The sequence below is a fragment of the Martelella mangrovi genome, from assembly GCF_040545495.1.
Taxonomy (GTDB): Bacteria; Pseudomonadota; Alphaproteobacteria; order Rhizobiales; family Rhizobiaceae; genus Martelella; species Martelella mangrovi.
The window spans coordinates 1-20,760 of record NZ_JBEPLY010000017.1 but is presented as its reverse complement, the minus strand read 5'-3'; the positions used below and the strand labels follow the sequence as shown (position 1 = coordinate 20,760).

27 protein-coding genes and 1 tRNA gene are annotated in these 20,760 nt (G+C 60.3%); 27 read left to right on the top strand and 1 reads right to left on the bottom strand.

Annotated elements, in window-relative coordinates:
* Positions 1-75 precede the first annotated feature (75 nt).
* The 23 genes from ABID12_RS18830 to ABID12_RS18720 all read left to right on the top strand — a co-directional run bounded on the left by ABID12_RS18830 (position 76) and on the right by ABID12_RS18720 (position 15,530).
* Positions 76-330, top strand: a complete 255-nt coding sequence (locus ABID12_RS18830) for a hypothetical protein (protein ID WP_354435638.1) — start codon at positions 76-78, stop codon at positions 328-330.
* 62 nt (positions 331-392) lie between these two features.
* Positions 393-674: a DUF2312 domain-containing protein gene (locus tag ABID12_RS18825; RefSeq protein ID WP_435528263.1), complete on the top strand. Its 282-nt coding sequence runs from the start codon at positions 393-395 to the stop codon at positions 672-674.
* Complete coding sequence (locus tag ABID12_RS18820; RefSeq protein ID WP_354435636.1) at positions 671-1,207, top strand: GcrA family cell cycle regulator; 537 nt, start codon at positions 671-673, stop codon at positions 1,205-1,207. The genes ABID12_RS18825 and ABID12_RS18820 overlap by 4 nt, the downstream gene beginning before the upstream one ends.
* Entirely contained in the window at positions 1,207-2,487 is a 1,281-nt protein-coding gene (locus ABID12_RS18815) for a DNA-methyltransferase (protein WP_354435635.1), read from the top strand. The genes ABID12_RS18820 and ABID12_RS18815 overlap by 1 nt, the downstream gene beginning before the upstream one ends.
* Positions 2,488-2,492: 5 nt before the next feature.
* Positions 2,493-3,308 carry a hypothetical protein gene (locus ABID12_RS18810; protein WP_354435634.1) on the top strand — a complete coding sequence of 272 codons (816 nt, stop codon included), beginning with the start codon at positions 2,493-2,495 and terminating at the stop codon, positions 3,306-3,308.
* 159 nt (positions 3,309-3,467) lie between these two features.
* Complete coding sequence (locus ABID12_RS18805; RefSeq protein WP_354435633.1) at positions 3,468-4,865, top strand: helix-turn-helix domain-containing protein; 1,398 nt, start codon at positions 3,468-3,470, stop codon at positions 4,863-4,865.
* A gap of 140 nt (positions 4,866-5,005) precedes the next feature.
* The gene (nusG, locus tag ABID12_RS18800; RefSeq protein WP_354435632.1) at positions 5,006-5,503 is read left to right on the top strand and encodes a transcription termination/antitermination protein NusG; all 498 of its coding nucleotides are present in this window, start codon (positions 5,006-5,008) and stop codon (positions 5,501-5,503) included.
* Positions 5,504-5,684: 181 nt separating this feature from the next.
* Positions 5,685-5,761, top strand: a tRNA-Met gene (locus ABID12_RS18795).
* Between the two features lie 31 nt (positions 5,762-5,792).
* Positions 5,793-6,221: an HNH endonuclease gene (locus ABID12_RS18790; protein WP_354435631.1), complete on the top strand. Its 429-nt coding sequence runs from the start codon at positions 5,793-5,795 to the stop codon at positions 6,219-6,221.
* Between the two features lie 90 nt (positions 6,222-6,311).
* A complete protein-coding gene (locus ABID12_RS18785) occupies positions 6,312-6,809 on the top strand; it encodes an AraC family transcriptional regulator (protein ID WP_354435630.1) in 498 nt (165 codons plus the stop codon).
* Entirely contained in the window at positions 6,809-8,521 is a 1,713-nt protein-coding gene (locus ABID12_RS18780; protein ID WP_354435629.1) for a terminase large subunit, read from the top strand. The genes ABID12_RS18785 and ABID12_RS18780 overlap by 1 nt, the downstream gene beginning before the upstream one ends.
* Positions 8,518-9,765 carry a phage portal protein gene (locus ABID12_RS18775; RefSeq protein WP_354435628.1) on the top strand — a complete coding sequence of 416 codons (1,248 nt, stop codon included), beginning with the start codon at positions 8,518-8,520 and terminating at the stop codon, positions 9,763-9,765. Before ABID12_RS18780 ends, ABID12_RS18775 begins: the two co-directional genes overlap by 4 nt.
* A complete protein-coding gene (locus ABID12_RS18770; protein ID WP_354435627.1) occupies positions 9,743-10,609 on the top strand; it encodes a head maturation protease, ClpP-related in 867 nt (288 codons plus the stop codon). Before ABID12_RS18775 ends, ABID12_RS18770 begins: the two co-directional genes overlap by 23 nt.
* Positions 10,610-10,618: 9 nt before the next feature.
* A complete protein-coding gene (locus ABID12_RS18765; protein ID WP_354435626.1) occupies positions 10,619-11,890 on the top strand; it encodes a phage major capsid protein in 1,272 nt (423 codons plus the stop codon).
* Positions 11,891-11,970: 80 nt separating this feature from the next.
* A complete protein-coding gene (locus ABID12_RS18760; RefSeq protein WP_354435625.1) occupies positions 11,971-12,408 on the top strand; it encodes a hypothetical protein in 438 nt (145 codons plus the stop codon).
* A gap of 59 nt (positions 12,409-12,467) precedes the next feature.
* On the top strand, positions 12,468-13,058 hold the full coding sequence (locus ABID12_RS18755) for a head-tail connector protein (RefSeq protein WP_354435624.1): 591 nt from the start codon (positions 12,468-12,470) through the stop codon (positions 13,056-13,058).
* Between the two features lie 67 nt (positions 13,059-13,125).
* Positions 13,126-13,251 (top strand): hypothetical protein, encoded by a 126-nt coding sequence (locus tag ABID12_RS18750; protein WP_354435623.1) that lies wholly within the window; start codon positions 13,126-13,128, stop codon positions 13,249-13,251.
* Positions 13,232-13,594 (top strand): head-tail adaptor protein, encoded by a 363-nt coding sequence (locus tag ABID12_RS18745; RefSeq protein ID WP_354435622.1) that lies wholly within the window; start codon positions 13,232-13,234, stop codon positions 13,592-13,594. Before ABID12_RS18750 ends, ABID12_RS18745 begins: the two co-directional genes overlap by 20 nt.
* On the top strand, positions 13,594-14,028 hold the full coding sequence (locus tag ABID12_RS18740; protein WP_354435621.1) for an HK97-gp10 family putative phage morphogenesis protein: 435 nt from the start codon (positions 13,594-13,596) through the stop codon (positions 14,026-14,028). The genes ABID12_RS18745 and ABID12_RS18740 overlap by 1 nt, the downstream gene beginning before the upstream one ends.
* Before the next feature lies 1 nt (position 14,029).
* Positions 14,030-14,449 (top strand): DUF3168 domain-containing protein, encoded by a 420-nt coding sequence (locus ABID12_RS18735; RefSeq protein ID WP_354435620.1) that lies wholly within the window; start codon positions 14,030-14,032, stop codon positions 14,447-14,449.
* A gap of 69 nt (positions 14,450-14,518) precedes the next feature.
* A complete protein-coding gene (locus ABID12_RS18730; RefSeq protein WP_354435619.1) occupies positions 14,519-14,962 on the top strand; it encodes a phage tail tube protein in 444 nt (147 codons plus the stop codon).
* On the top strand, positions 14,962-15,315 hold the full coding sequence (locus ABID12_RS18725) for a gene transfer agent family protein (RefSeq protein WP_354435618.1): 354 nt from the start codon (positions 14,962-14,964) through the stop codon (positions 15,313-15,315). Before ABID12_RS18730 ends, ABID12_RS18725 begins: the two co-directional genes overlap by 1 nt.
* A gap of 26 nt (positions 15,316-15,341) precedes the next feature.
* Entirely contained in the window at positions 15,342-15,530 is a 189-nt protein-coding gene (locus tag ABID12_RS18720; protein WP_354435617.1) for a hypothetical protein, read from the top strand.
* Here ABID12_RS18720 and ABID12_RS18715 read toward each other — a convergent pair.
* A complete protein-coding gene (locus ABID12_RS18715; RefSeq protein ID WP_354435616.1) occupies positions 15,527-15,919 on the bottom strand; it encodes a hypothetical protein in 393 nt (130 codons plus the stop codon). The two genes, ABID12_RS18720 and ABID12_RS18715, sit on opposite strands and share 4 nt — an antisense overlap.
* A gap of 100 nt (positions 15,920-16,019) precedes the next feature.
* Here ABID12_RS18715 and ABID12_RS18710 point away from each other — a divergent pair, with 100 nt between their 5' ends.
* From ABID12_RS18710 to ABID12_RS18695, 4 genes are all read left to right on the top strand, one after another.
* A complete protein-coding gene (locus tag ABID12_RS18710; protein ID WP_354435615.1) occupies positions 16,020-19,133 on the top strand; it encodes a tape measure protein in 3,114 nt (1,037 codons plus the stop codon).
* Positions 19,133-19,762: a hypothetical protein gene (locus ABID12_RS18705; protein WP_354435614.1), complete on the top strand. Its 630-nt coding sequence runs from the start codon at positions 19,133-19,135 to the stop codon at positions 19,760-19,762. Before ABID12_RS18710 ends, ABID12_RS18705 begins: the two co-directional genes overlap by 1 nt.
* A gap of 1 nt (position 19,763) precedes the next feature.
* Positions 19,764-20,387, top strand: a complete 624-nt coding sequence (locus tag ABID12_RS18700) for a hypothetical protein (protein ID WP_354435613.1) — start codon at positions 19,764-19,766, stop codon at positions 20,385-20,387.
* Positions 20,384-20,760: DUF6950 family protein (locus tag ABID12_RS18695; RefSeq protein WP_354435612.1), on the top strand; the 377-nt coding region annotated here is incomplete at its 3' end. The genes ABID12_RS18700 and ABID12_RS18695, both read left to right, overlap by 4 nt.

The window sequence follows — 20,760 nt, the reverse complement described above, 5'->3', positions numbered from 1 at the left end:
CGCCCTGACGGTCAAGCGCAGGGCGGGCAAGGCTGTGCGGCATGTCCGCGGCGCAACACCAGGGAGGATTGAGGCATGAACGCGCAAGATTTTCCTCCGCGCGCCGATTGCAAGCTGACCTCGGTGGCCGGGTTTACCAGCTGCCGCTGCGGCTGGAGCGACCACCCGCTGAACGCGATGCCCTGCGAGGCCGCCCATGACGCGGCGCAGGATGAAGCCGTGCGCAAGGACATTGAAGGCGCGGAAGACTGGCGGCCTGCTGAACGGCTTCTGAAGGGCGGTGCGCCAGCGCGGTTTGGCGCCGCGAAGACAACGGAGACAAACCCATGAGCGATTTTGACCCGATGGCTATTGGCGGCCGGACGGATGAAAACCGGGAGACGCGCGCAAAGGTGCGCGCCGGCGGGCCTGCTGTGGCGCGCGATCAACTGCGTTCGATCGTCGAGCGGATCGAGCGGCTGGAGGAAGAGAAAAAGACCATCGGCGATGACATCAAGGATGTCTATGCCGAGGCAAAGGCCACCGGTTTCGACACAAAGGCGCTGCGGCGGATTATCGCCCGGCGCAAGAAGGACCAGCAAGAGGTGATGGAAGAGGATGCCGTGTTCGAGACCTATCTGGCCGCGCTCGGCATGCAGCTTCCGCTGCCGCTTGACCGGGAGGGCGACCAATGACCGGCAAACCCTGGACGGAAACCGACATCGACCGCATGGCCGCGCTTTATGGCGATGGCATGAGCTATGCCGAAATTGCCGATGTGATGGGCTGCGGGCGCAGCGCCGTGGCCGGCATTGCCAACCGCCACCGCGACCGGTTTCGCAAGCGCAACAGCGATGACCAGTACATGGCGCGGCGGATGGCAAACGAGGCCGAACGGCAGCGCAAGGCTGAGGAACGAAAAGCCGAACGGGCGGCAGAAGCGCGCCGGCGCGCCGCCGATCTGGCCGAGGCGGAAAAGGCGAAAGCGCTGGCGGATGCCGATGCCGACAGGAAGGCGGGTGATTTTGCCGGGCTTGGCATTCCCGGTTCCGCGCCGGTCATCCTGTCCGCGCTGGGCGCCTATGATTGCCGGCTGATTTTGACGGATGTCGACGACCCGCCGCTGGCCGATCCGCCCTGCTGCGGGCGGCCGGTCAAGGACGGCAAGTCCTTTTGCGCGGCGCATTGCGCGCTACTCTATCAACCGCGCGAAAAGAGGGCGGCGTGATGGCGGATTTCACCACGTTTCTCGATGGCCGGGTTCGGCTTTTTGCGGGCGATTGCATCGAAATGATGAACCGGATGGAGCCGGACAGCGTGGATTGCGTGGTGACCTCGCCGCCCTATTGGGGCCTGCGCGATTACGGCGTGGACGGCCAGATCGGGCTGGAGCCGACGCTTGCCGAGCATCTGGAGGTCATGGTTGCCGTGTTCGAGGCCGTGCGCCGGGTGCTGAAGCCCACGGGCACGCTGTGGCTGAACTATGGCGATTGCTATGCCACCGCGCCGAACGGGCGCAGCGCTGCCGATACGAAGCTTGCTGCGAGCGATGACCGGACGTTTCGCGACAAGCCGTTTTCGACGGTGGGCGGCACGCTGAAGCCGAAAGACCTGTGCATGATCCCGAACCGGCTGGCGATCGCGCTGCAGGAAGCGGGCTGGTGGGTGCGCTCGGAAATCGTCTGGGGCAAGTCCAACCCGATGCCGGATAGCTCCGGCGCGTATCGCCCGGCCACGGCGCATGAGAAGATTTTCATGCTGACGAAAACCGGCGACGGCGATGTGTGGCGCGCGCGCGATACCGGCGAGATTTCGTTTTTCCCGGACCTTTCGGAAATGTGTGCGCTGGTGACCGATGCCGCGCGGCTGGGGCCGCGTTGGTCGCGGATCGGGGCGTATTATGATGCTGGGGCGGTGCGGGTTTCCGGCGCGGCTGGAATGACCGGCGGCGCGCATGGCCGTCATTCCCTCGGTGAAAATATCCCCGCGAAACAGCGTCGGGCAAAGGTGAAAATGCCCGATGGATGGGATACCGGTGAGGGCGGGCATGGCTCCCGCCACAGGCGTGGGCGCGAACAGGGCAAGGTGTTGGAGGTCACGCCGCGCCACCAGAACCACATCAACCACATCAACCACACCGGCCTCGACGAACTCGGGCGGGGCGAGGGGCGCTATCTGCGCAATTATGAGCCGGCGCAACTGACCGTGTGGCACATGGCCACCCAGGCCTTCAAGGAGGCCCATTTCGCCACCTTTCCGCCGGAGCTTGCCGAGCGCTGCATTCTGGCCGGCTGCCCAAAGGGTGGGCTGGTGCTGGATCCGTTCGGCGGCGCGGGCACCACGGCGCTGGTGGCGCTGCGCCATGGCCGCAAGGCCGATCTCATCGAACTCAATCCCGAATACGCAGCGATTGCGCAGCGGCGCATAGAGGCAGACTGGAAAATTGTCCGGCGTCTGCCGAAAGAGCCGGACGCATCGCCGCTGGCCTTGTTTGGAGGTGCGCTGTGACCGGAATGACCACAACGGCAAAAACCATGATGCCCGCCGGGGTGAGCGGGCCGGATGCGCTGGAGGCGCATTATGCCGCAATTCGGCGGCGGCTTTTGAAACAACCCCGTGCGCAAGCGGCGCTGCCAGCGCCGGGAAACCCCGTGCGGCGGCGGCTGGTGTTTTTGCAGCCGCCGGCGGAACCGGCGGGCAGCGGCGGGGTTTATCACGACCCGCGCCGCGCCGTTTGCCCGCCGGATGCGCTGGAACGCTTTCTGCTGGAGCGCTGCGCGGCCTGCGGGCTGGATATTGCCGAAATCCGCTCGATGCGCCATGACGCCGCGCTGATAGCGTGGCGGCGCCATCTGATTTTTGAAATGCGGCAGCGCTTTCCCGATGCCGCCTTGACCGAAATCGGCCATGCTTTCGGCCGCTGCGGCAGCGCGATATCGGCAGCACTTGCCAGGATCGAGCGCAGGCGCGCGGCGGGCATGGATATGACGCCGCCCGCGCGACCGCAGCCGGCGGGGCAGCATGCTGCGGCAAAGGCGCTGCCGGGCGAAACCCTGCACGCCTATATGCGCCGCCGGGCGCGGGCCATGGGCTTTGCGCCGGCCGCGCTGACCGCCAGCCGGGGAAGGGCTGACCAAACGCTGGCAAAGCACCTGATTGCCTGGGAACTGCGCCTGAATTTTCCGGCCGCCAGCAACCCGCAGATTGCCCGCGTGCTGGGCTATGGCGACCACACCACGGTGTTGTACGCGCTGCGCCGGATCAATGCGCTGGCGGCAAAGGGTTTTCCCGGTTTGCAGCATCTTCTGGAGGGCAATCGTGATGATTGAGGGCGCCAGACGACACGAAAACCCGCGCGGGCAACGCCTGCGCGCGCGCATTGGCGAACTTTGGGACGCAGGCCGGCACTCGACCTACGAGATAGCGGCGCTCTGCCGCCTCGACGAGGCGGACATCTGCCGGATTTTGCGGGAATTGGAGGGGGTGGGATGAGCATCGAAGTTCAGCAAAAGGTGCGCAAATCTGTCTTCGGAAGCCCGAACCGGAAGGCCGTTGCAATTCGCCTGTCGGATGCCGCCAGCGATGACGGAAGTGGGATATGGATGGCGGTTGAAACGATTGCCACGGAAACGGAACTGTCGGAACGGACCGTGCAGCGCATTCTTCATCAATTTGTCGAGGAGGGCATTCTTGTTCTCGTGCGTGAAGCCTCGGGCGTCGTCGGTATTGGCAACCACTACGATATGAGCCTTCAGGCGATTGCAAAGCTGCCGCAAATTCCACCGCGCGGGCGGCGCAACAGACCGGCAAAAGATGCCGGTTCCGATGCTGCCACGGGTGACACGGTGTCACCCGTGGGGCCAATTGTCACGGGTGACACTGACGACATGACGGGTGACACGGTGTCACCCCACGGGTGTCACGGTGACACCCGAACCGTTATAGAACCATCAATAGAACCATCAAGAGAGAGAGAGGGTGCGCGCGAGCGCGATCAATCTTTCGATCGGGAAGAAGGCCAGACCGCAGAGACCGGACCGGATGAAACGCAGAAAGGGCTTGAGAAGCGGTTTCGTGTGCTGGAATTTGGCAGCGGCGGGAAGTCGATCCCGTGGCCGAATGCTGCCGGTTCGTCCAGCGCATGGGGGCTGAAGCAGTTTGTTGCCCTTTCGCCGGAAGACCGTCGGAAGGCTGAGGAACTGCGGGATGCCTATCTGGCGATTTGCCCCAAATATTCCTCCGGGCCGAACAAGGGACAGCCAAAGCCGGTGGCGCTGGGCGTCTACCTGCGGGACCGCAAGTTTTTGCTGGTCGAGGCGATGCCCAAAAAGGCCGAAAGCACCGACAGCAAGGCGGACCGAGCGCCGCCCTTCGGCCCGGCATGGGGCGCAAAGCGCATGGCGCTGCTGCTGGAAGGGCCTGCGGAACTGCCGGCGCGCAGCGAACTGCGGGAATTGTTCGAAAACCGCTTTGGCGTTTATCGTCGCACCGACCTTGGCATGGCGCTGCGCTTTGCCGAACGCTGCGGCGTGACGGTCAGCCGGGACAACGAACTGGCCTTTCCCGATGATTTCGAGGAACGCGAACTGGCGCGGCGCACGCTGGAGGGGTTTCCGGGCGTCAACGCGCTCGACCGGGCGGCGCGCGACCGGCGGTTTGAGCCGGTGGAGGCGGGTTTTGTGGCGCTGGCCGAGGAGATGGAGCCGGTGCCTGTGGGCACGGACATGTGGCGGCGCTGGGAAGACTGGCACGCCGACAACCACCTGCCATTCGTGCCGGAGACCGGCAACCAGCGCGTGGTCTATTTCCCCAAAGGCGGCCCGAGCGGGCTTGAAGCATTCAAACGCGCCGCGCAAGCGGCAACCAACCAGGAGGCAGCGGAATGATGACGGCACGGATCGACGACCTTTCGAAGCGTGAACAGGCAGCCTTGGCCCGCTGGGCTGAGGTGCGGGCGATGTCCGTGCACTTCATCGACGCAGCAGCGCGGCGGCACTGGCAGAACTGCCCGGAGCGGGCGCGGTGGGTGGTGCTGGCCATCGACGGGCGAAAGGCGCAGGCCGTGCGTGATTCGCTGGAAGAAGCTGATGTTGAAACGCTGATGCCGATGGAAAAGCGGATCGTTATACACAGACAGACCCGGAAAAAAATCAGAAAGGATCGGCCGGCACTTCCGGGCTATTTGATGGTGCGATGCCTTGTCGGCCCGGCGGCCATCATGGGCATGAACGGTGTCGACGGCGTGCGCCATGTGCTGCATAGGGCGGATGGTGAGCCTTATCTGGTCAGCAATGATGTTGCCATGAAATTCATGGCGATGAGCGAAATTGTTGATGAGACAGATGAAGAAGATAGTACGGTTTTGGCGGGTGATTTCGTCGAAATTATGCGCGGTCCGTTTGAAGGTATTTGCGCGCATGTCAGGTCTGTCGACCGGCGCAAGCGCATTGCCGTGATCAAGGCGACGATGTTCGCCGGAAAGCTCGATATTCCGATACCCCTTGCATTTATCGAAAAGCTGTGAACTATTTATCAGCGGACGAGGCGTCGTACCTAAGCTACCGTTGCTGCCCTTGGCAGCTGACCCCCGGCGGGGGCGATCACGGCAAGCCCTTCGCCCCCAGCCCTGACGACAGCCGATATGGCGGACGCGATTCATGGCCGGTGCGTAAGCTATGCGTAAATCACGACACGACAGAAATTCAGGCAGGGTGGAGCAGCCAGGTAGCTCATCAGGCTCATAACCTGAAGGCCGCAGGTTCGAATCCTGCCCCTGCAACCAGAATACCAGAGCGCGGTTGCCGACAGGCACAATGGAAAAAGGCCAGCTGCAGCGGCAACGCGGCTGGCAGACTTCGAAGGGCGGATCGCCCGATCAATCGGACATGGCAAGACTTCACAAGCTCGCACCACGCATCACGTCGTCGTCGCCGCGCATCGGCTCGACCGTTGGCGACAGCCGCGCGCATGATCGCAATCGCGAAGCGCGGGCGCCGTGGCGCAAGTGGTACCGGACGGCGCGATGGTCGCGGCTGCGGCTCAAGATATTCGAGCGCGATTTGTTTCAATGCCAGATGCCGGGTTGCGGTCATGTCGAGGGCAATCTGTCCAAGCTCGTTTGCGACCACAAGAAACCGCATCGTGGCAACGAGCGGATGTTCTGGGACGAAGACAACCTGCAGACCCTCTGTAAGCCTTGCCATGACAGCCTGAAGCAGCGGCAGGAACGCGCCGACGGCTGACCGCTTCCGGCTGGGCAGGGGGGGGCAAAAAGTTCAGAGGGGCGGCCCGGCCTGAACCGGCGGCTCTCTCATTCGGAGATTTTTTTCGACATGACCGAATATTTCGACCTCTTCGGCAACCCGGACACGTTGCCGTCCGGGCGGCGGGGGCGGCCTGCGCATAAGCCGACGCGGGAAAGTCGCAATAAAGTCAAGATGTTACTGGCACTTGGGTGGGCGAATGACCTTATCGCCCAGGCACTTTGCCTGTCGCTGCCGACGTTGAAGAAGCATTATTTTTCAGAGCTTCGCGAACGGGATGCCGAGCGGGTGAGAATGCAGGCATGGAAGTTCGAAAGGCTTTTTGCCGAGGCCGGAAAAGGAAATGTCGGCGCTCTCAAGGAACTGGAAAAGCAGGTCGAAAAGAACGATCGCATGCTTGCGGCGAAAGCCATGCGCGACGTTCAAAGTGACGACGAAGAGGATCACGTCCCGGCCGAGAAGGTCGGCAAGAAGGAAAAGGCCCGCCGTGAGGCCGCCGCGCTGGTGAACGGCGATGATGCCGGCGACGGCTGGGAAGACCTGATCCGGCCGGGGTACAAGCACTGATGTCGAAGATGCTCGATGCGGCCCGCGCGAAGACCTGGTCAACGGCAGTGGTGGATTGGGAAGAGCGGCTTCTGTCGCAACAGTCGCTGATCCCGGACCTTCCGCTGTTCGATGCTCCGGCCGAGAAGGCGCTTCGGATATTCAAACGGCTGAAAGTTCCGGACCTTATCGGTACCCCTACTTTTGGAGAGGTATGCGAGGAGTGGGTGTTCGACCTGGTTCGCGTGATCTTCGGCTCCTACGACCCTGAGACAAAGCGGAGGATGATCCGAGAATTCTTCGTTTTGATCCCGAAGAAAAACGGAAAATCGGCTATCGCCGCGGGGATTATCGTAACGGCCGCGATCCTGAATGAGCGCCCGGAAGCTGAGCTTATCCTGATTGCGCCGACGCAGAGGATTGCCGGTATTGCCTTCAAAACGGCGCTCGGCATAATCCGCCTCGATCATACGCTGTCGAAATTGTTCAAGCCCCAGCAACATCTGAAGCAGATCACGCATCACGACACGCTGGCCGTGATCATGATCCTTTCGGCCGATGGCGATGTCATCACCGGGTCAAAGGGCACCTTCATCCTTGTTGATGAGACCCATGTGCTGGCCAGCAAGGCCAAAGCTAGAGAAATCTTCGTCGAGCTTCGCGGCGGTCTGGCATCGCGAGACGAGGGGTTTCTTCTGCAAATTACGACGCAGTCGAAGACGCCGCCGACCGGGCAGTTTGAGCGTGAGCTGCAGCAGGCGCGGGACGTTCGCGACGGAAAGCTCGACCTGCCTTTGCTTGCGGTGCTCTATGAGCTGCCGAAGAAACTGCAGGAAGACGAGACCTGGAAGGACGAAAGCGTCTGGCCGCTGGTCAATCCGAACCTCGACCGATCCGTTTCGCTCGAATATCTGCGCGACGAGATGCGCAAGGCCGAGCGGGAGGGTTCCGACGCGATGACGCTGTTCGCCTCGCAGCATCTTAACGTTCAGGTCGGCGTGGGTCTCGGGACCGGGGCATGGGCCGGCGCCGATTACTGGCTGAAGGCGGCGCGTGACATCACGTTCGAAACGATCGTTGAAACCTCCGACGTCTGCGTTATCGGCGTCGATGGTGGCGGGCTTGACGATCTTCTCGGCTTCGCGGTTCTCGGTCGCCATGCCGAAACGAAAGTCTGGCAGCACTGGGGCAAGGCCTGGGCTGACAAGGATGTTCTGAAACTGCGCAAGAGCATCGCGCCGGAACTGCAAAAGCTTGTCGATGCGGGCGAACTGACGCTGGTCGATAACCTCGAGGAAGAGGCGAACACCGAAATCGTTGATCTTTGCGTCCAGCTTCGCGATGCCGGAAAGCTACCGGAACAGCGCGGGATCGGCATGGACCCGGAGGGCGTTGCCAGCATCATTGACGCGCTGATCGATGCCGGTTTCGAGATCGACGACATTGAAGCCGTGTCTCAGGGATATCGTCTGAACGCTGCAATCAAATCCGTTCCGGTCAAGCTGAAAAACCGGTCATTCGTCCATTGCGGCCAGCGGATCATGACGTTTTGCGTCGGCAACGCCAAGGTCGAAAAGCGCGGCAACGCCGTGATCGTCACGAAGGCGCAGAGCGGGACGGCAAAAATCGACCCACTGATGGCACTGTTCAACACTGTGATGATCATGAGCCGCAACCCGGAAGCAGTCGGCGTCTCGGTTTACAACGAGCGCGGCATTGAGGTTATCGGATGAAACTCTTTTCGGGGCTGTTCGGCTCCAGACCGAAAGCCGCGACGCAATCAGCTTCCGGTGGTCGCCAGTATTCCGCTGACGACCCGAGGCTGCTGGAGGAAATCCGCCGGTCGGTGAACGGATCTGTTTCCGCCGACGTGATGAAGAACGACGCGATCAACCGTGCGATGCGGCTGCTTTCCGAAAGCATCGGCATGCTGCCGGCGCATCTCGTTTACAAAGACAAATCGCAAAGTAGCGATACGAACGGCAGGGCTGTCAATCACCCGGTTGACCGTCTGCTTCACCGCAAGCCGAACAATTGGCAGACACCTCTTGAATTCAAGCGGCTGATGCAGGCCTTGCTTTTGCGGGACGGTATTGCCTGCGCCCAGATCGTTCGTTCCGGCGACCGGATCATTCAGCTCCAGCCTCTGGCAAAGTTCGTCGTGGAGCCGAAGCAGAATATCGACTGGTCGATGTCCTACGATGTCACCAACAGGAACGGCGTGAAAACGACGTTACAGCAGTCCGATATTTTCGCGATCCGCGACCTTGATCTTGTCGACGGCGTGAAAGGATCGTCGCGGCTCAAGCAGGCAAGTGATGCAATCGATCTCGCGAAGGCTATCCGCACCGCCGCGAAGAAACTCTTCGACAACAACATGCAGCCCGGTGGTTCGCTGAGCACCGAAAAGTCGCTATCGCCGGAGGCGCGCAACAACCTGAAAACCTCAATGCGCGAGCGTGAGGGGGCGGACAATGCCGGCAAATGGCTTCTCCTAGAAGAGGGGCTGAAGGCTGAACTGTTCGGCAAGACGCTGGAGGAAAGCCTTCAGACGGAAAACCTGTCGGCGCAGATCGAGGCGATTGCCCGGATTTTCGGGACGCCAAGGCCTCTTCTGATGATGGATGAGACGAGCTGGGGGTCCGGCATCGACTCTCTGGCTATTTTCTTCGTCACTTATGGTCTTCTTCCTCAGTTCACCAATTGGGAACAGGCGGTCGAGCGCGATCTGCTGACCGACGAAGAAGTCGATGAATACCAGTGCAAGTTCAACGAAGCCGCGCTTCTTCGCGGATCAATGAAGGACCAGGCGGAATTCTTCGCAAAGGCGCTCGGCAGCGGCGGACATCAGCCGTGGATGACCGTCAACGAGGTACGCGGCTATTCCGACTATTCGGATGTCGAAGGCGGCAACGATCTGCCGGAACGGGCCGGGGCAAAAACGGGAGCAAGCAATGAGCCTGCGCAAACTTCCTGAGGCAAAGCGTTTCGAGCGTCCTCAGAATTTCCAGTTCGACCCGCCGAGCGATGTCTTCGCCAAATGGGCAGAACAACCCATTGCCGCCGAAAGCAGCAGCGACAATGTAATTTCGATCTTCGATATCATCGGCGAGGATCCGTGGACCGGTGGCGGTTTTACCGCCCGCCGCACGTCTGCCGCCCTGCGCTCGATCGGCGAGCGTGATGTCAAGGTTCAGATCAACTCGCCTGGTGGCGACATGTTCGAAGGGATGGCGATCTATAACCTTCTGCGCAAGCACAACGCCAAGGTGACCGTCGAAGTCTTCGGCATGGCGGCCAGCGCAGCATCGATCATCGCCATGGCCGGCGATGAAGTCGTAATGGGCGGCGGTTCGTTCATCATGGTGCACAAGGCCTGGGGACTTGTCATCGGCAATGAATTCGACTTTGCGGATGCGGCCGAAACTTTCGCGGGATTTGACGGCGCGCTGGCCGACATCTACGAGGCGCGCACCGGCCTGAAGCGGGATGAAATTGTGGCACTAATGTCGCATTCACGCGGAGACGGCACATGGCTCGGCGCGACCGCTGCCGTCGAAAAAGGCTTCTCCGACCGTGTCGACGAAGGCATGGCGGCGGATACCGCGAATGCCAGCAACGACAATCGACAGATCATGGCGCGGCGACAGACGGAAGCCGCGCTTGCTAAGGCGGGGTTCACCCGCGCTCAACGGTCCGACATGCTGTCGAACCTGATTTCCGATGATCCGGCCCAGCGCGATGCAAGCCGGGACGCCGCGCGCGATGCAGGCGATTTCACGGTTGCTGCAAGGCAGCTTATCGACATTCTCAAAAACTGAGGTTCAATCATGAACATGGTTCTCAATCACCGTGCGCGCGGTATTCACGGCGTGCGCGCCGACGGCGGAAATGCACCTGCCGTCTTCGCTGAACTCAAAAAGACGGTCGAGGAATTCAAGGCCGCTCACGAGGAAGAAGTGAAGGGTCTCAACGCCAGGTTCGACGACGTCGTGAGCAAGGAAAAGGTCGAGAAGATCAACGCCGAAATCTCCAAGCTGCAGAAGACGCTCGACGACATCAATGCTTTCCAGCAGGCGATGAAGCTGAACGGTGGCAATGGCGACGGCCCGACGCCGGAACAGCGCGAGCATGGCCAGGTATTCGACAAGTGGTTCCGTCGCGGTGCTGATGCCGGTCTTTCGGAGCTTGAGGTCAAGGCCGGCCTGACAACCCAGTCCGACCCCGACGGCGGCTTCTTGGTGCCGGTCGAAACCGAGCGGACCATCGACCGGGTACTTGGCGTCGCCTCGGTGATCCGGCAGCTGGCAACGGTCATGCCGATCGGGACCGACACATACCGCAAGTTCATCAACATGGGCGGCGCCGGCGCGGGATGGGTTGGCGAGGAAGAGGCGCGACCGGAAACGGCAACTCCGACGCTTCGCGAGCTCGTTTTCGCGGTCATGGAGATGTACGCCGATCCGGCAACGACGCAGAAGATGCTGGATGACGGCATCATCGATATTGCCGCCTGGCTGGCCGATGAGGTACAGACGACCTTTGCCGAGCTTGAAGGCGCCGCCTTCGTTTCCGGTAGCGGCGTGAAAAAGCCGCGCGGCATCCTGTCTTATGACACGGTTGCCAATGCCGATTATGAGTGGGGCAAGCTCGGCTACAGCGTTTCCGGTGCAGCCGGCGCTTTCGCGTCGGGTACGGGCGGCTATGACGCTCTTCTCAATCTCTACTACAGCCTCAAGTCCGGCTATCGCAATAATGCGTCCTGGGTGATGAGCGATCCGACCATGCTTGCGATCCGCAAGTTCAAGGATGCCGACGGCAACCTCATCTGGCGCGCGCCGGATGCAGCTGCCGAAATGGCGACAATCCTCGGCAAGCCGGTTTATACCGACGACAACATGCCAAAGATCGAGGCTGGCGCATTCCCGATCATCTTCGGCGATTTCCGCCGCGGCTACATGGTTCTCGACCGGCAGGGTATTCGCGTTCTTCGCGATCCCTTCACCGACAAGCCGAGGATCCATTTCTACACGACCAAGCGCGTCGGCGGCGGTGTGGCGAATTTCGAGGCCCTGAAGCTGCTGAAGGTCGGGACGTCCTGATCGCAAGTCTGAAGCCACAATATCGGCGGTGATCCGTCATCGCCGATTTTCTTAAACACCTTTCAGATGGAACATGAACGATGAAAGACCTTCATTCCAAACTGATGTTCGTCACAGCGATCGGCGCTGCAGTGCTTACCGCCGACAACACGCCGGCGGCGCTCGACCTGCAGGGGTACGAGAGCGCGGAAATCCTTCTTGCGATCGGGGCGGGCGGCATCACCTTCTCGGGCACCAACAAGATCGAATTCAAGCTGTCGCATTCGGATGATGATCAGACCTATACCGATGTCACCGCCGCCGACATGCTTGGCGTCGAGACCGTGACGGACGGCATCATCAAGGCCCTGACGGCAGAACATGCGGGCGCCGCGACCTATCGCTTCGGCTACAAGGGCGGAAAGCGTTACCTGAAACTGCTGGCCGATTTCTCCGGCACGCACGGGACCGGAACGCCGATCAGCGCCACGCTGATCAAGGGCAACGGGTTTTCCAACCCGCAGGCCGACCAGGCGTAACAAGACATCATTTCCGGGCCGTTTGCGCGGCCCGGGTTTCATTTACCGGGAGCATCATCGTGTATCTTACGCCGAAGCGGATCGCGGAGCCTGTCGCTCGCATTCTTACGCTCGATGACGTCAAGGCGCATCTTGCCGTTGATTTCGATGATGATGATGATCTGATTTCGGCTTATATTCTTGCGGTCGAGCAGCACCTTGACGGCTATGGCGGGATTCTCGGGCGATGCCTGATCAATCAGGAATGGGAGCAGTATTTTTCGTTCTGGACCGGCGCGCGGATGATCCTGTGCTTTCCTGATGTCTCGGCCGCCAGCGTGACCTATTTCGATCAGGACAATGTTTCGCGGACGCTTCCGGCCGATCAGTACATTCTGCTGAATTCGGCGCGCGGGGCATATCTCCAGTTTCTCGACAGTTTCGCTGTCCCGTCGCTCTACTGCCGCGATGACACAATCACCGTGCGGTTCACGGCCGGATACGGCGCCCAGCCGGAAAACGTGCCGGCGGAAGTCAGGCAGGCGGCGAAGATGATCGTTGCGGCCTGGTACAAGGTGCGCGCGGAGGTGTCTCACGCGGCGCTTTCCGAATTGCCGGATTCTATCGCCATCCGCGCGCTGCTGAGCAAGCGCCGGCGCCTCGGACTCTAAGGGGGAAGTCATGGTTTGGGTCAAATTCAGCCGGCGCTTTCGATGGTCGCCACCGGAGAATCCGCGCGTGACAATCGCCTATCGGGCCGGCGGCGACTACAACGTCCGCGCCGCGTGTGCAGATGCTGCGGTAAAGGCCGGTGCTGGGGCGCGCAAGCAATCGGAAACCAGCGATGACGAAACCGGTGACTGATGGCGGCGCGTTGCGCCACAGGCTTGAGTTTCAGAAGCGCGGCGTAACCGATGACGGCTTTGGCAATGACGTTGCCGGGCCTTTCGAGACAGTGTTTAGCCAGCGCGCGCAGATGATCGCCAGAAACGGCACAGAGACCGTCATGGCGGCGCGGCTGCAAGGTGTGCAGCCCTACACCGTTCGTATCCGGTATAGCGCCCAGGCATCGGCGGTGACAGCAGACTGGCGGATTGTCGATGCGCGGAACCCTTCGCGGGTGTTTGCGATCACCGCGCCACCGGTCAATGTCGATGGCATGAACCACTGGATTGAGATGCTGGTCAAGGAAGGTCAGCCGAGCTGATGGCGCGAAAGACAACGGTCCTTGGCCGCGCCAAGCTGCAAAAGAAGTTGGACAGGCTACCCAAAGTTGCCAAGACGATGATCCGCGATGCGATGGCCGAACAGGCCGACGATATCGTACGGATGATGAAATCGCTTGTGCCGGTCGATAACGGCGACCTTCGAGACAGCATCGGCTGGACGTGGGGCCGCAATGTGCCAAAGGGCGCGACGGTCGTTGCTGCCGTGAAACAGTCGCTTGGCGGTGATCTGACAATCACTGTCTATGCCGGCAACGAGAAAGCCTACTACGCCCGCTGGATCGAGTTCGGAACGGTGAAAATGAAGGCGCAGCCTTACTTCTATGTTTCCTGGCGAGCAAACCAGAAAAACGCGAAACGCAAGATCAGGAAAGCCACGCGGAACGCGGCAAAACGTGTAGCGAAAGGCGGCTGATATGGATGCCAGTTACGAGCTTGCCTTTGCCGTCATGAACCGGCTGAAGGCTGATGCGGCGGTTTCCGCGTTTGTGGCGGGCCAGGTCTTTGATCGTGTCCCGGCTGAACCGAAGCCGCAGTCGCCTTACACTTCACTCGGACCGACCGACAGCGTTCAAGACGACGCGGAATGCATCGCAGGTCAGGAAATCAGCTTTCAGGTTGATTGCTGGTCATGGGGTGCGGGAGAGGCCTATGGGTCGGCAGAGGTTCGCAAGCTGGCCGGCGCTGTTCGCCAATGCCTGCATGGTGCCGAGTTCACGCTGGCGGAAAACGCCTTCGTGATGCTCGAGCACCGCGTAACCCGCATCATGCGCGACCCCGACGGCGTGACAAACCACGCTGCCATGACATTCTCGGCTTTTGTCGAGACCGACTGAAACCAACGACAACTTGAAACTGCAACCGCTGCCCGGGTGTCCGGCGGCGCAACCATGGAGCATGTCAAAATGGCAAAACCTGTAACCGCCCGGTTCGGAAAGATGCTGATCAAGCTCGGCGATGGCGCTGATCCCGAAGTGTTTTCCGCACCCTGCGGATTGACCTCCAAGTCGATCACCTTCTCGAAGAACCTGAACGAAATCGATATTCCCGATTGCGACGATCCCGACGCGGCGGCATGGCTTGGCCGCGATGTCCAGAGCCTGTCGGCATCGATCTCCGGTGATGGCGTTCTTGCAGCCGCGGCGGTTGAGACGTGGTGGAACGCCTTCCAGAGCACGGATTCGATCAACGTCGAAGTGTCGATCGAGTTCTCGACCGGCACCATGCTTTGGGAGGGCGCGATGCATCTGGAAAGCTTCGAGCCGAATGCTGAAAACGGTGGGCGTGTTCAGTCGTCGATCGGCATGCAGAGCGACGGCGAGATGACTGGCACCTGGACCGCAGCCTGATGCGCGATGCAATGATTGAACAACCCTTTGCCGATGGCGACTATCAGTTTCGCCTCGGCTGGGGGGCGATTTCGGAGCTTCAGGAAAAGACCGGTTGCGGTCCATATTTCCTTCTGTCTCGCATGGAAACCGGCGAATGGCGCATTGAGGACATCTCCGAAACCATCCGCCTCGGGCTGATCGGCGCCGGTATGGTTCCGAAAGATGCGCTTGGCCTTGTGAAGCGATATGTGCTGGAGCGGCCGCCGATGGAGAACCTTGCCCTTGCGCAGGTCGTCTTGATGGCCGGTTTGATGGGCGCACCGGAGGAGCCGCCGGGGGAGCCAAAAGCGCCAGCCGGGGAACCGAACTAGACGATCTTCCAAACGGAAAGATCAGAATGGCAAAGGTTTACGGGGCTGGCGCAGTCATGGGGTTCACGCCGCAACAGGTCAACGAGATGTCCATGTGGCAGTTCAACGCGGCTCTGGAAGGCTATGTTGAGGCAAACAGCGCCGATGAGAGCGCTGGCAAGCTCAGTCAAAGCGAGGCCGATGAGATATGGGAATGGATGCAGGAAATGGGCTAATCTGAAAGGTATTCCATATAAGCAAATGCGTTTTCAAATTCGCGCAATTTGTCAGAAATATTATCAGAACAGTCGCTTACATCACTATGCGCCGTATCGCCATAGTATTGTTCAACTGTGTATTCCATGCCTTCATAAACTTTCGAAGCATACTCTTTTCCGGCCAAGGAACTGTAGGTCCTGATTATCGACCTTTTTGCTCTCATCATCGCGTAGCCAATGTCTTCCGGCGGGGCATTTCTGCAAAGATAGATTTCTGCGACCGTCAAAAGGGCGAGGTCGCGAGCTTTTTCAGAAGCCTTTCCGATGTCACTGGTGTCGTCAGCGGCCATTACGTTGCCGCCAGATAGGGCCAGAAAAAACACCAATAAAATCGAAACTTTCTTCATTTTTGCTCTCCCGCTTGGCCAGCAACGAAAGTTGCGCGGACAGGTGGGGGGAGTCAAGCGTCAATCAGGCAGCCCTTGCGGGGCTTTTCGTAGGTGAAGCATGGCGACACAAGACCTTGAGAAGCTGGTGGTTCAGATGTCCGCCGAGTTTCGCGGCTATCAAAACCAGATGGCCAAGATCTCCGGCATAACCGCGCGGTCTATGCGCAAGATCGAAAAGCGCGCCGCCGATATGGACCGTAGGCTTTCAAACGTCGGTCGCAACGCTTTTCGCGGCTTGCTCTATTCCTCAACGGCACTCGGTTCGGCCCTGTCGGTCCGAGAGGTCGCACGCTATGCCGATGCATGGACGGGAGCGAAAAACTCCCTTTCTGTTGCCGGTGTTGTCGGTGAAAAGCAGGTTGGTGTCTTGAACAGCTTGTTTGATGCCGCTCAGAAGAATTCCGCCCCGATTACAGCCCTTGCCGATCTGTTCGGAAAAGCAGCACAGGCAAATGACAATCTTGGGCAGTCGCAGGAAAGCCTGCTTGATTTTACCGAAGGCGTAGCAACATCTCTAAAGGTTGAGGGAAAATCCGCGCAGCAGGCATCTGGCGCGCTGACGCAGCTAGGGCAGCTATTGGGGCAGGCGAGGGTCCAGGCTGAGGAATTCAACTCGATCAATGAAGGTGCACGGCCGATCCTGATTGCTGTTGCCAACGGTCTTGATGAGGCAGGCGGTTCGGTTTCACGGCTCAAGCAGCTCGTCAATGACGGGAAGGTTTCCGGTCGCCAGTTTTTCGAGGCCTTCCAGCGAGGATTGCCAACAATTGAAAAGATGGCAGAAAATGCCACGCAGACCATCGCACAGGGTTATACGAGGATCAACAATGCGCTGACCCGCTATATCGGGGAGACTGACGAGAGTTGGAGCGCATCGCAGCGCCTCGTTGCCGGGCTGAACGCTCTTGCCGACAACTTCGATCAGACGGCTGACACGGTGCTGGCGCTCGCCGGCGTCATTGCAGGGGCGCTTGTCGGGCGTTCATTGACGGGAATGATCAGGACGCTCGGGCTTTCCGGCGCGGCATTGGTGCGCTTCGCGGCTGCGGTTCGCACTGCTACGTCTGTCTCTGGTCTGGCAACCGCCTTCGGTGGACTTTCAGCTGCTGCCGGCCCCATCGGTCTGCTGCTTGGCGGTACTGTTGCTATTGCTCTGATGGAATATTCCAAGCGCTCGGCAGAGGCCAAGGCGCAGACAGAGCTTGTCAATGCTGAGTTGAAGCGCCTCGGCCTGATCTCAGAAGACATTGCGCCCAAGGTCGATGGTGTCACGGAAGCCATTGACGACCTCACCGACGGCGAACGCTATCGAAAAATTAAGTCGCTGGCAGATGAATACGATCGTCTTAGCAAGACGGGAGAAGGCTTTTTCGGATGGTTCCGCGATGACGATACGCTAGGCGGAGTAATCGATAAAGCGAAAGAGCTGACACATCAGTTTGAGCGCGGTTCAGTCGATCTGAATGCTGTTTTTGGCATTCAGGATATGGCGCGCGATCTTGAACGCGGACGTGTCGGGTTCCAGGATGTCATCAACAGGATGCGGGAAATCCGAGCAACGGAGGTTTCGCAGCCTGTCGCCGATTTGGCCTATCAGGTCGAGCAGACTGCGCAGAAGCTTCAGAGCCTCGAGGGCGCAAAAGCTGCCAGCGAGGTAAATGACCTGAATCGCGAGTTGCAGCAAGCCCGCGACAGTCTGTTGGACTTCAGCCAGGCGATGCCGATATCGCTCGATCAGCGCGAGGCGATTGCTGACATTATCGATGACTTCGACGGAACGAAAGAAGGGGCTGCCGAGGCCCGGCGCGCACTTCAGGAAATGGCGGACGCCAATCCTGATGCCGCTGGCTATGTCGCCAAGCTGGCGCCGATCTTCGGCATGCTCCAGAAACTTGTCGATAAATCGCGGGAGTTCATGACGCTTCTGGATACCGTCAATGTCAGCCAATCCGGTGACCTCAGCGAGCGACAGGTTTCAGCATATACGGGGTATTCCGACGCCCGCCGCGAAGGCGAGGCCATGCTTCAGGTCGGCGAGGCCTATGCGGCTCAGCTTGATCGCGAAAACAGCCTGACGAAAGAGGCCCTTGCCCTTGAGAACGAAAAGGCCAAGATCAGGAAACAGCTTGAGGCTGATGGCGGCTTCCTGCCCGATGACCGCATTGAACAATTGGCACGGTCATCGCTTGAGGCCAATGAACGTCGGAACGCGAGCGGTAAATCTGCCGGCGGTGGCGGTGATGACGAATATACCAGCGCCATCGAAATGATGATGCAGCGCAAGGCGGCGCTTGAAGCCGAAACGGCTGCGCAGGCATCGCTCAATCCTTTTGTCGATGACTACGGATATGCGCTGGAAAAGGCTCGTGCATCCCATGATCTGCTTGTTCAGGCTGAAAAAGCCGGGCTTGAGATCACGCCGGCCCTCCGCGCCGATATTGAACGGCTGGCCGATGGCTACGCCACAGCGGCGGCTGAAGCTGAAAAGGCCGCTGCATCAAACTATCGGCTCTACCAGTCCATCGACGATGTGAAGCAGACCGGCAAGGATGCGATGGGCGGCTTTATCTCCGATCTTGTTGCGGGTGAGTCCGCTGCCGATGCGCTCGGCAATGCGCTTGGCCGCATCGGGGACAAGCTTCTTGACCTGTCACTGAACACGCTTTTTGGCACTGGTCCGGGCATCGGTGATTTTTTAACGGCGCTTTCGGGTCTTGGCCGTGCGAACGGCGGCGCGGTGCATGCTGCCAGGGGCGGGCGGATCGACGCGACGGGCGGCGGCAAGCTCACGGGTCCCGGCGGGCCGCGCGGGGACAGGATACCGGCGTGGTTGTCAGACGGCGAGCACGTTATCAACGCGCGCGCCGCGCGGGCCAACCGTCCGTTGCTGGAGGCGATCAACAGCGGCAAGGCGCTCAAGCTCGCCGATGGCGGACTTGTCGGGCGCTTTCGCATGCCGACATTGCCGTCCATGCAGGGCGTGCGCCAAGCCGGGACGGCGAACACCGCGATCAATCTCGGCGGTGTCAACATCACCATGCCGGAAGGCACGAATGCCAGCGATGCGCAGGCCGTCGGCGCGGAGGTATCCAGACAGCTTGATAAGTTCTCGCGCTTTGTGTTGCCAGGGCGCATTCAGGAGATCCAGCGCAACCCGAATAGGGTGGGCTGATGAAAACATTATCTGATTTCTTCGACCATTTGCCGCTATTGCCGATGCGTTGGGTTATTCAGCGCAATGATGAGTTGTCGGGCGCAGGCGAGGGTGTTTACTGGCAAGCCGAACTGGCGCCGCCTCTCTGGGGCGCCGAGGTTTCCGTGCGGCCGGTCCGCTTGCCGCAGGCATCGGAGATTTCGGCATTGGTCAACCGGCTTCACGGTGCGCAGGAACCTTTCCTGTTTCGCGATCCGTTCATCTGCGGTCCGCGTCGTGATCCGTCCGGCAACCAGCTCACCGGCGCCTCGGTGACGGTGGCTTCGGTCAGCGGGTTTTCGCTGGGGCTATCGGGCCTACCGGCAGGCTATCAGCTGTCGATTGGCGACAAGTTGCAGATCACGTCGAGCGGTAAAACCGCCTTTGTCGAGGTCTCGGAAAATGTGGTTGCCACGGCTGGCGGGACCACGGGCGCGTTCGATGTGTTCCCGCGGCTTCCGGCGCTTGTCAGTGCCGGGGATGTGGTCACGCTGGTGAAGCCTGCCTGCCCGTGCGTAATCGTGCCAAAGTCATACAAGTCTGGCAGTGCCAGTGGCAACATTGTGCGCGGCATATCGTTTTCAATTATCCAGAAGCGGGGTGTGTGAGATGAAAAACGTCTCGGCATCCTTCATGGATGCGCTGGTCAATGCGCGGGAGCGGGGACTTGTGGCGCGGTCGCTGGTCTATGTGACGGCGCGGGATCGTGACACGGGGGTGCCGGTTGCGCTTGGGTTCTGGAATGGTGGCGAGGATATCGACATCTATGTGATCGATGGCGAAAGCGGGTCCGTGGTCACGCGGACCTATGTCAGCGGCGTCAATCTGGAGGTTCCGGAAATCCCGCGCGTTTCCGACATGACCATCCAGACGGTGGATATCAAATTCTCGCAGATCGCACCGGCCGTGCAGCAGCTCGTGCGTGGCTGGGATGTTCGCCTGGCGCCGGTCGAGGTGCATCAGCTGCTTCTCGACCCCGAAACAGGGCAGGCGGCGGGGCCGGCAGAGGTTTCCTTTCTCGGCATTGTCGATGGTCAGCCGGTGGAAACGCCGGCGGCGGGCGAGGAGGGGGCTATCACTCTCAATCTGATTTCGTCGGCCATTGCCATGCTGGCACGCACAAACCCTCTGAAATCCTCTCATGAGGGGCAGAAGCGGCGGGATGGCGATGAATTTGGCCGCTATTCCGGCGTTGTCGAGAATTGGGACATTCCATGGGGCCAGAACACATGAAACCGCTTGTCAGAATGGATGGCTGGCGTGGCCGGTTCGATGCGGCCTGCGATGCCATGCGCCGGACGCCGTTTTCGTGGGGCGACAATGATTGTTTCGTTGGGCTTGTCGGCGGTCTTTCCGAGGCGCTGACCGGAGCGGATATCGTTGCCCCATGGCGCGAACGCTATACAACCGGCGTCGGTGCGCTGCGGGTAATGCGCAATGACGGCTTCGGCAATCTTGCCGACCTCGTTGCCAGTGTTCTGCCGGAAATCCACATTTCGCGCGCCCGTGTCGGCGATGTCGCGGCGATCCCGTCCAACGACGGTTTCGGTTTTACCCTCGGCATTGTCAATGGCGAGCGCATTTTCGTGCTGCGGCCGGAAGGCTT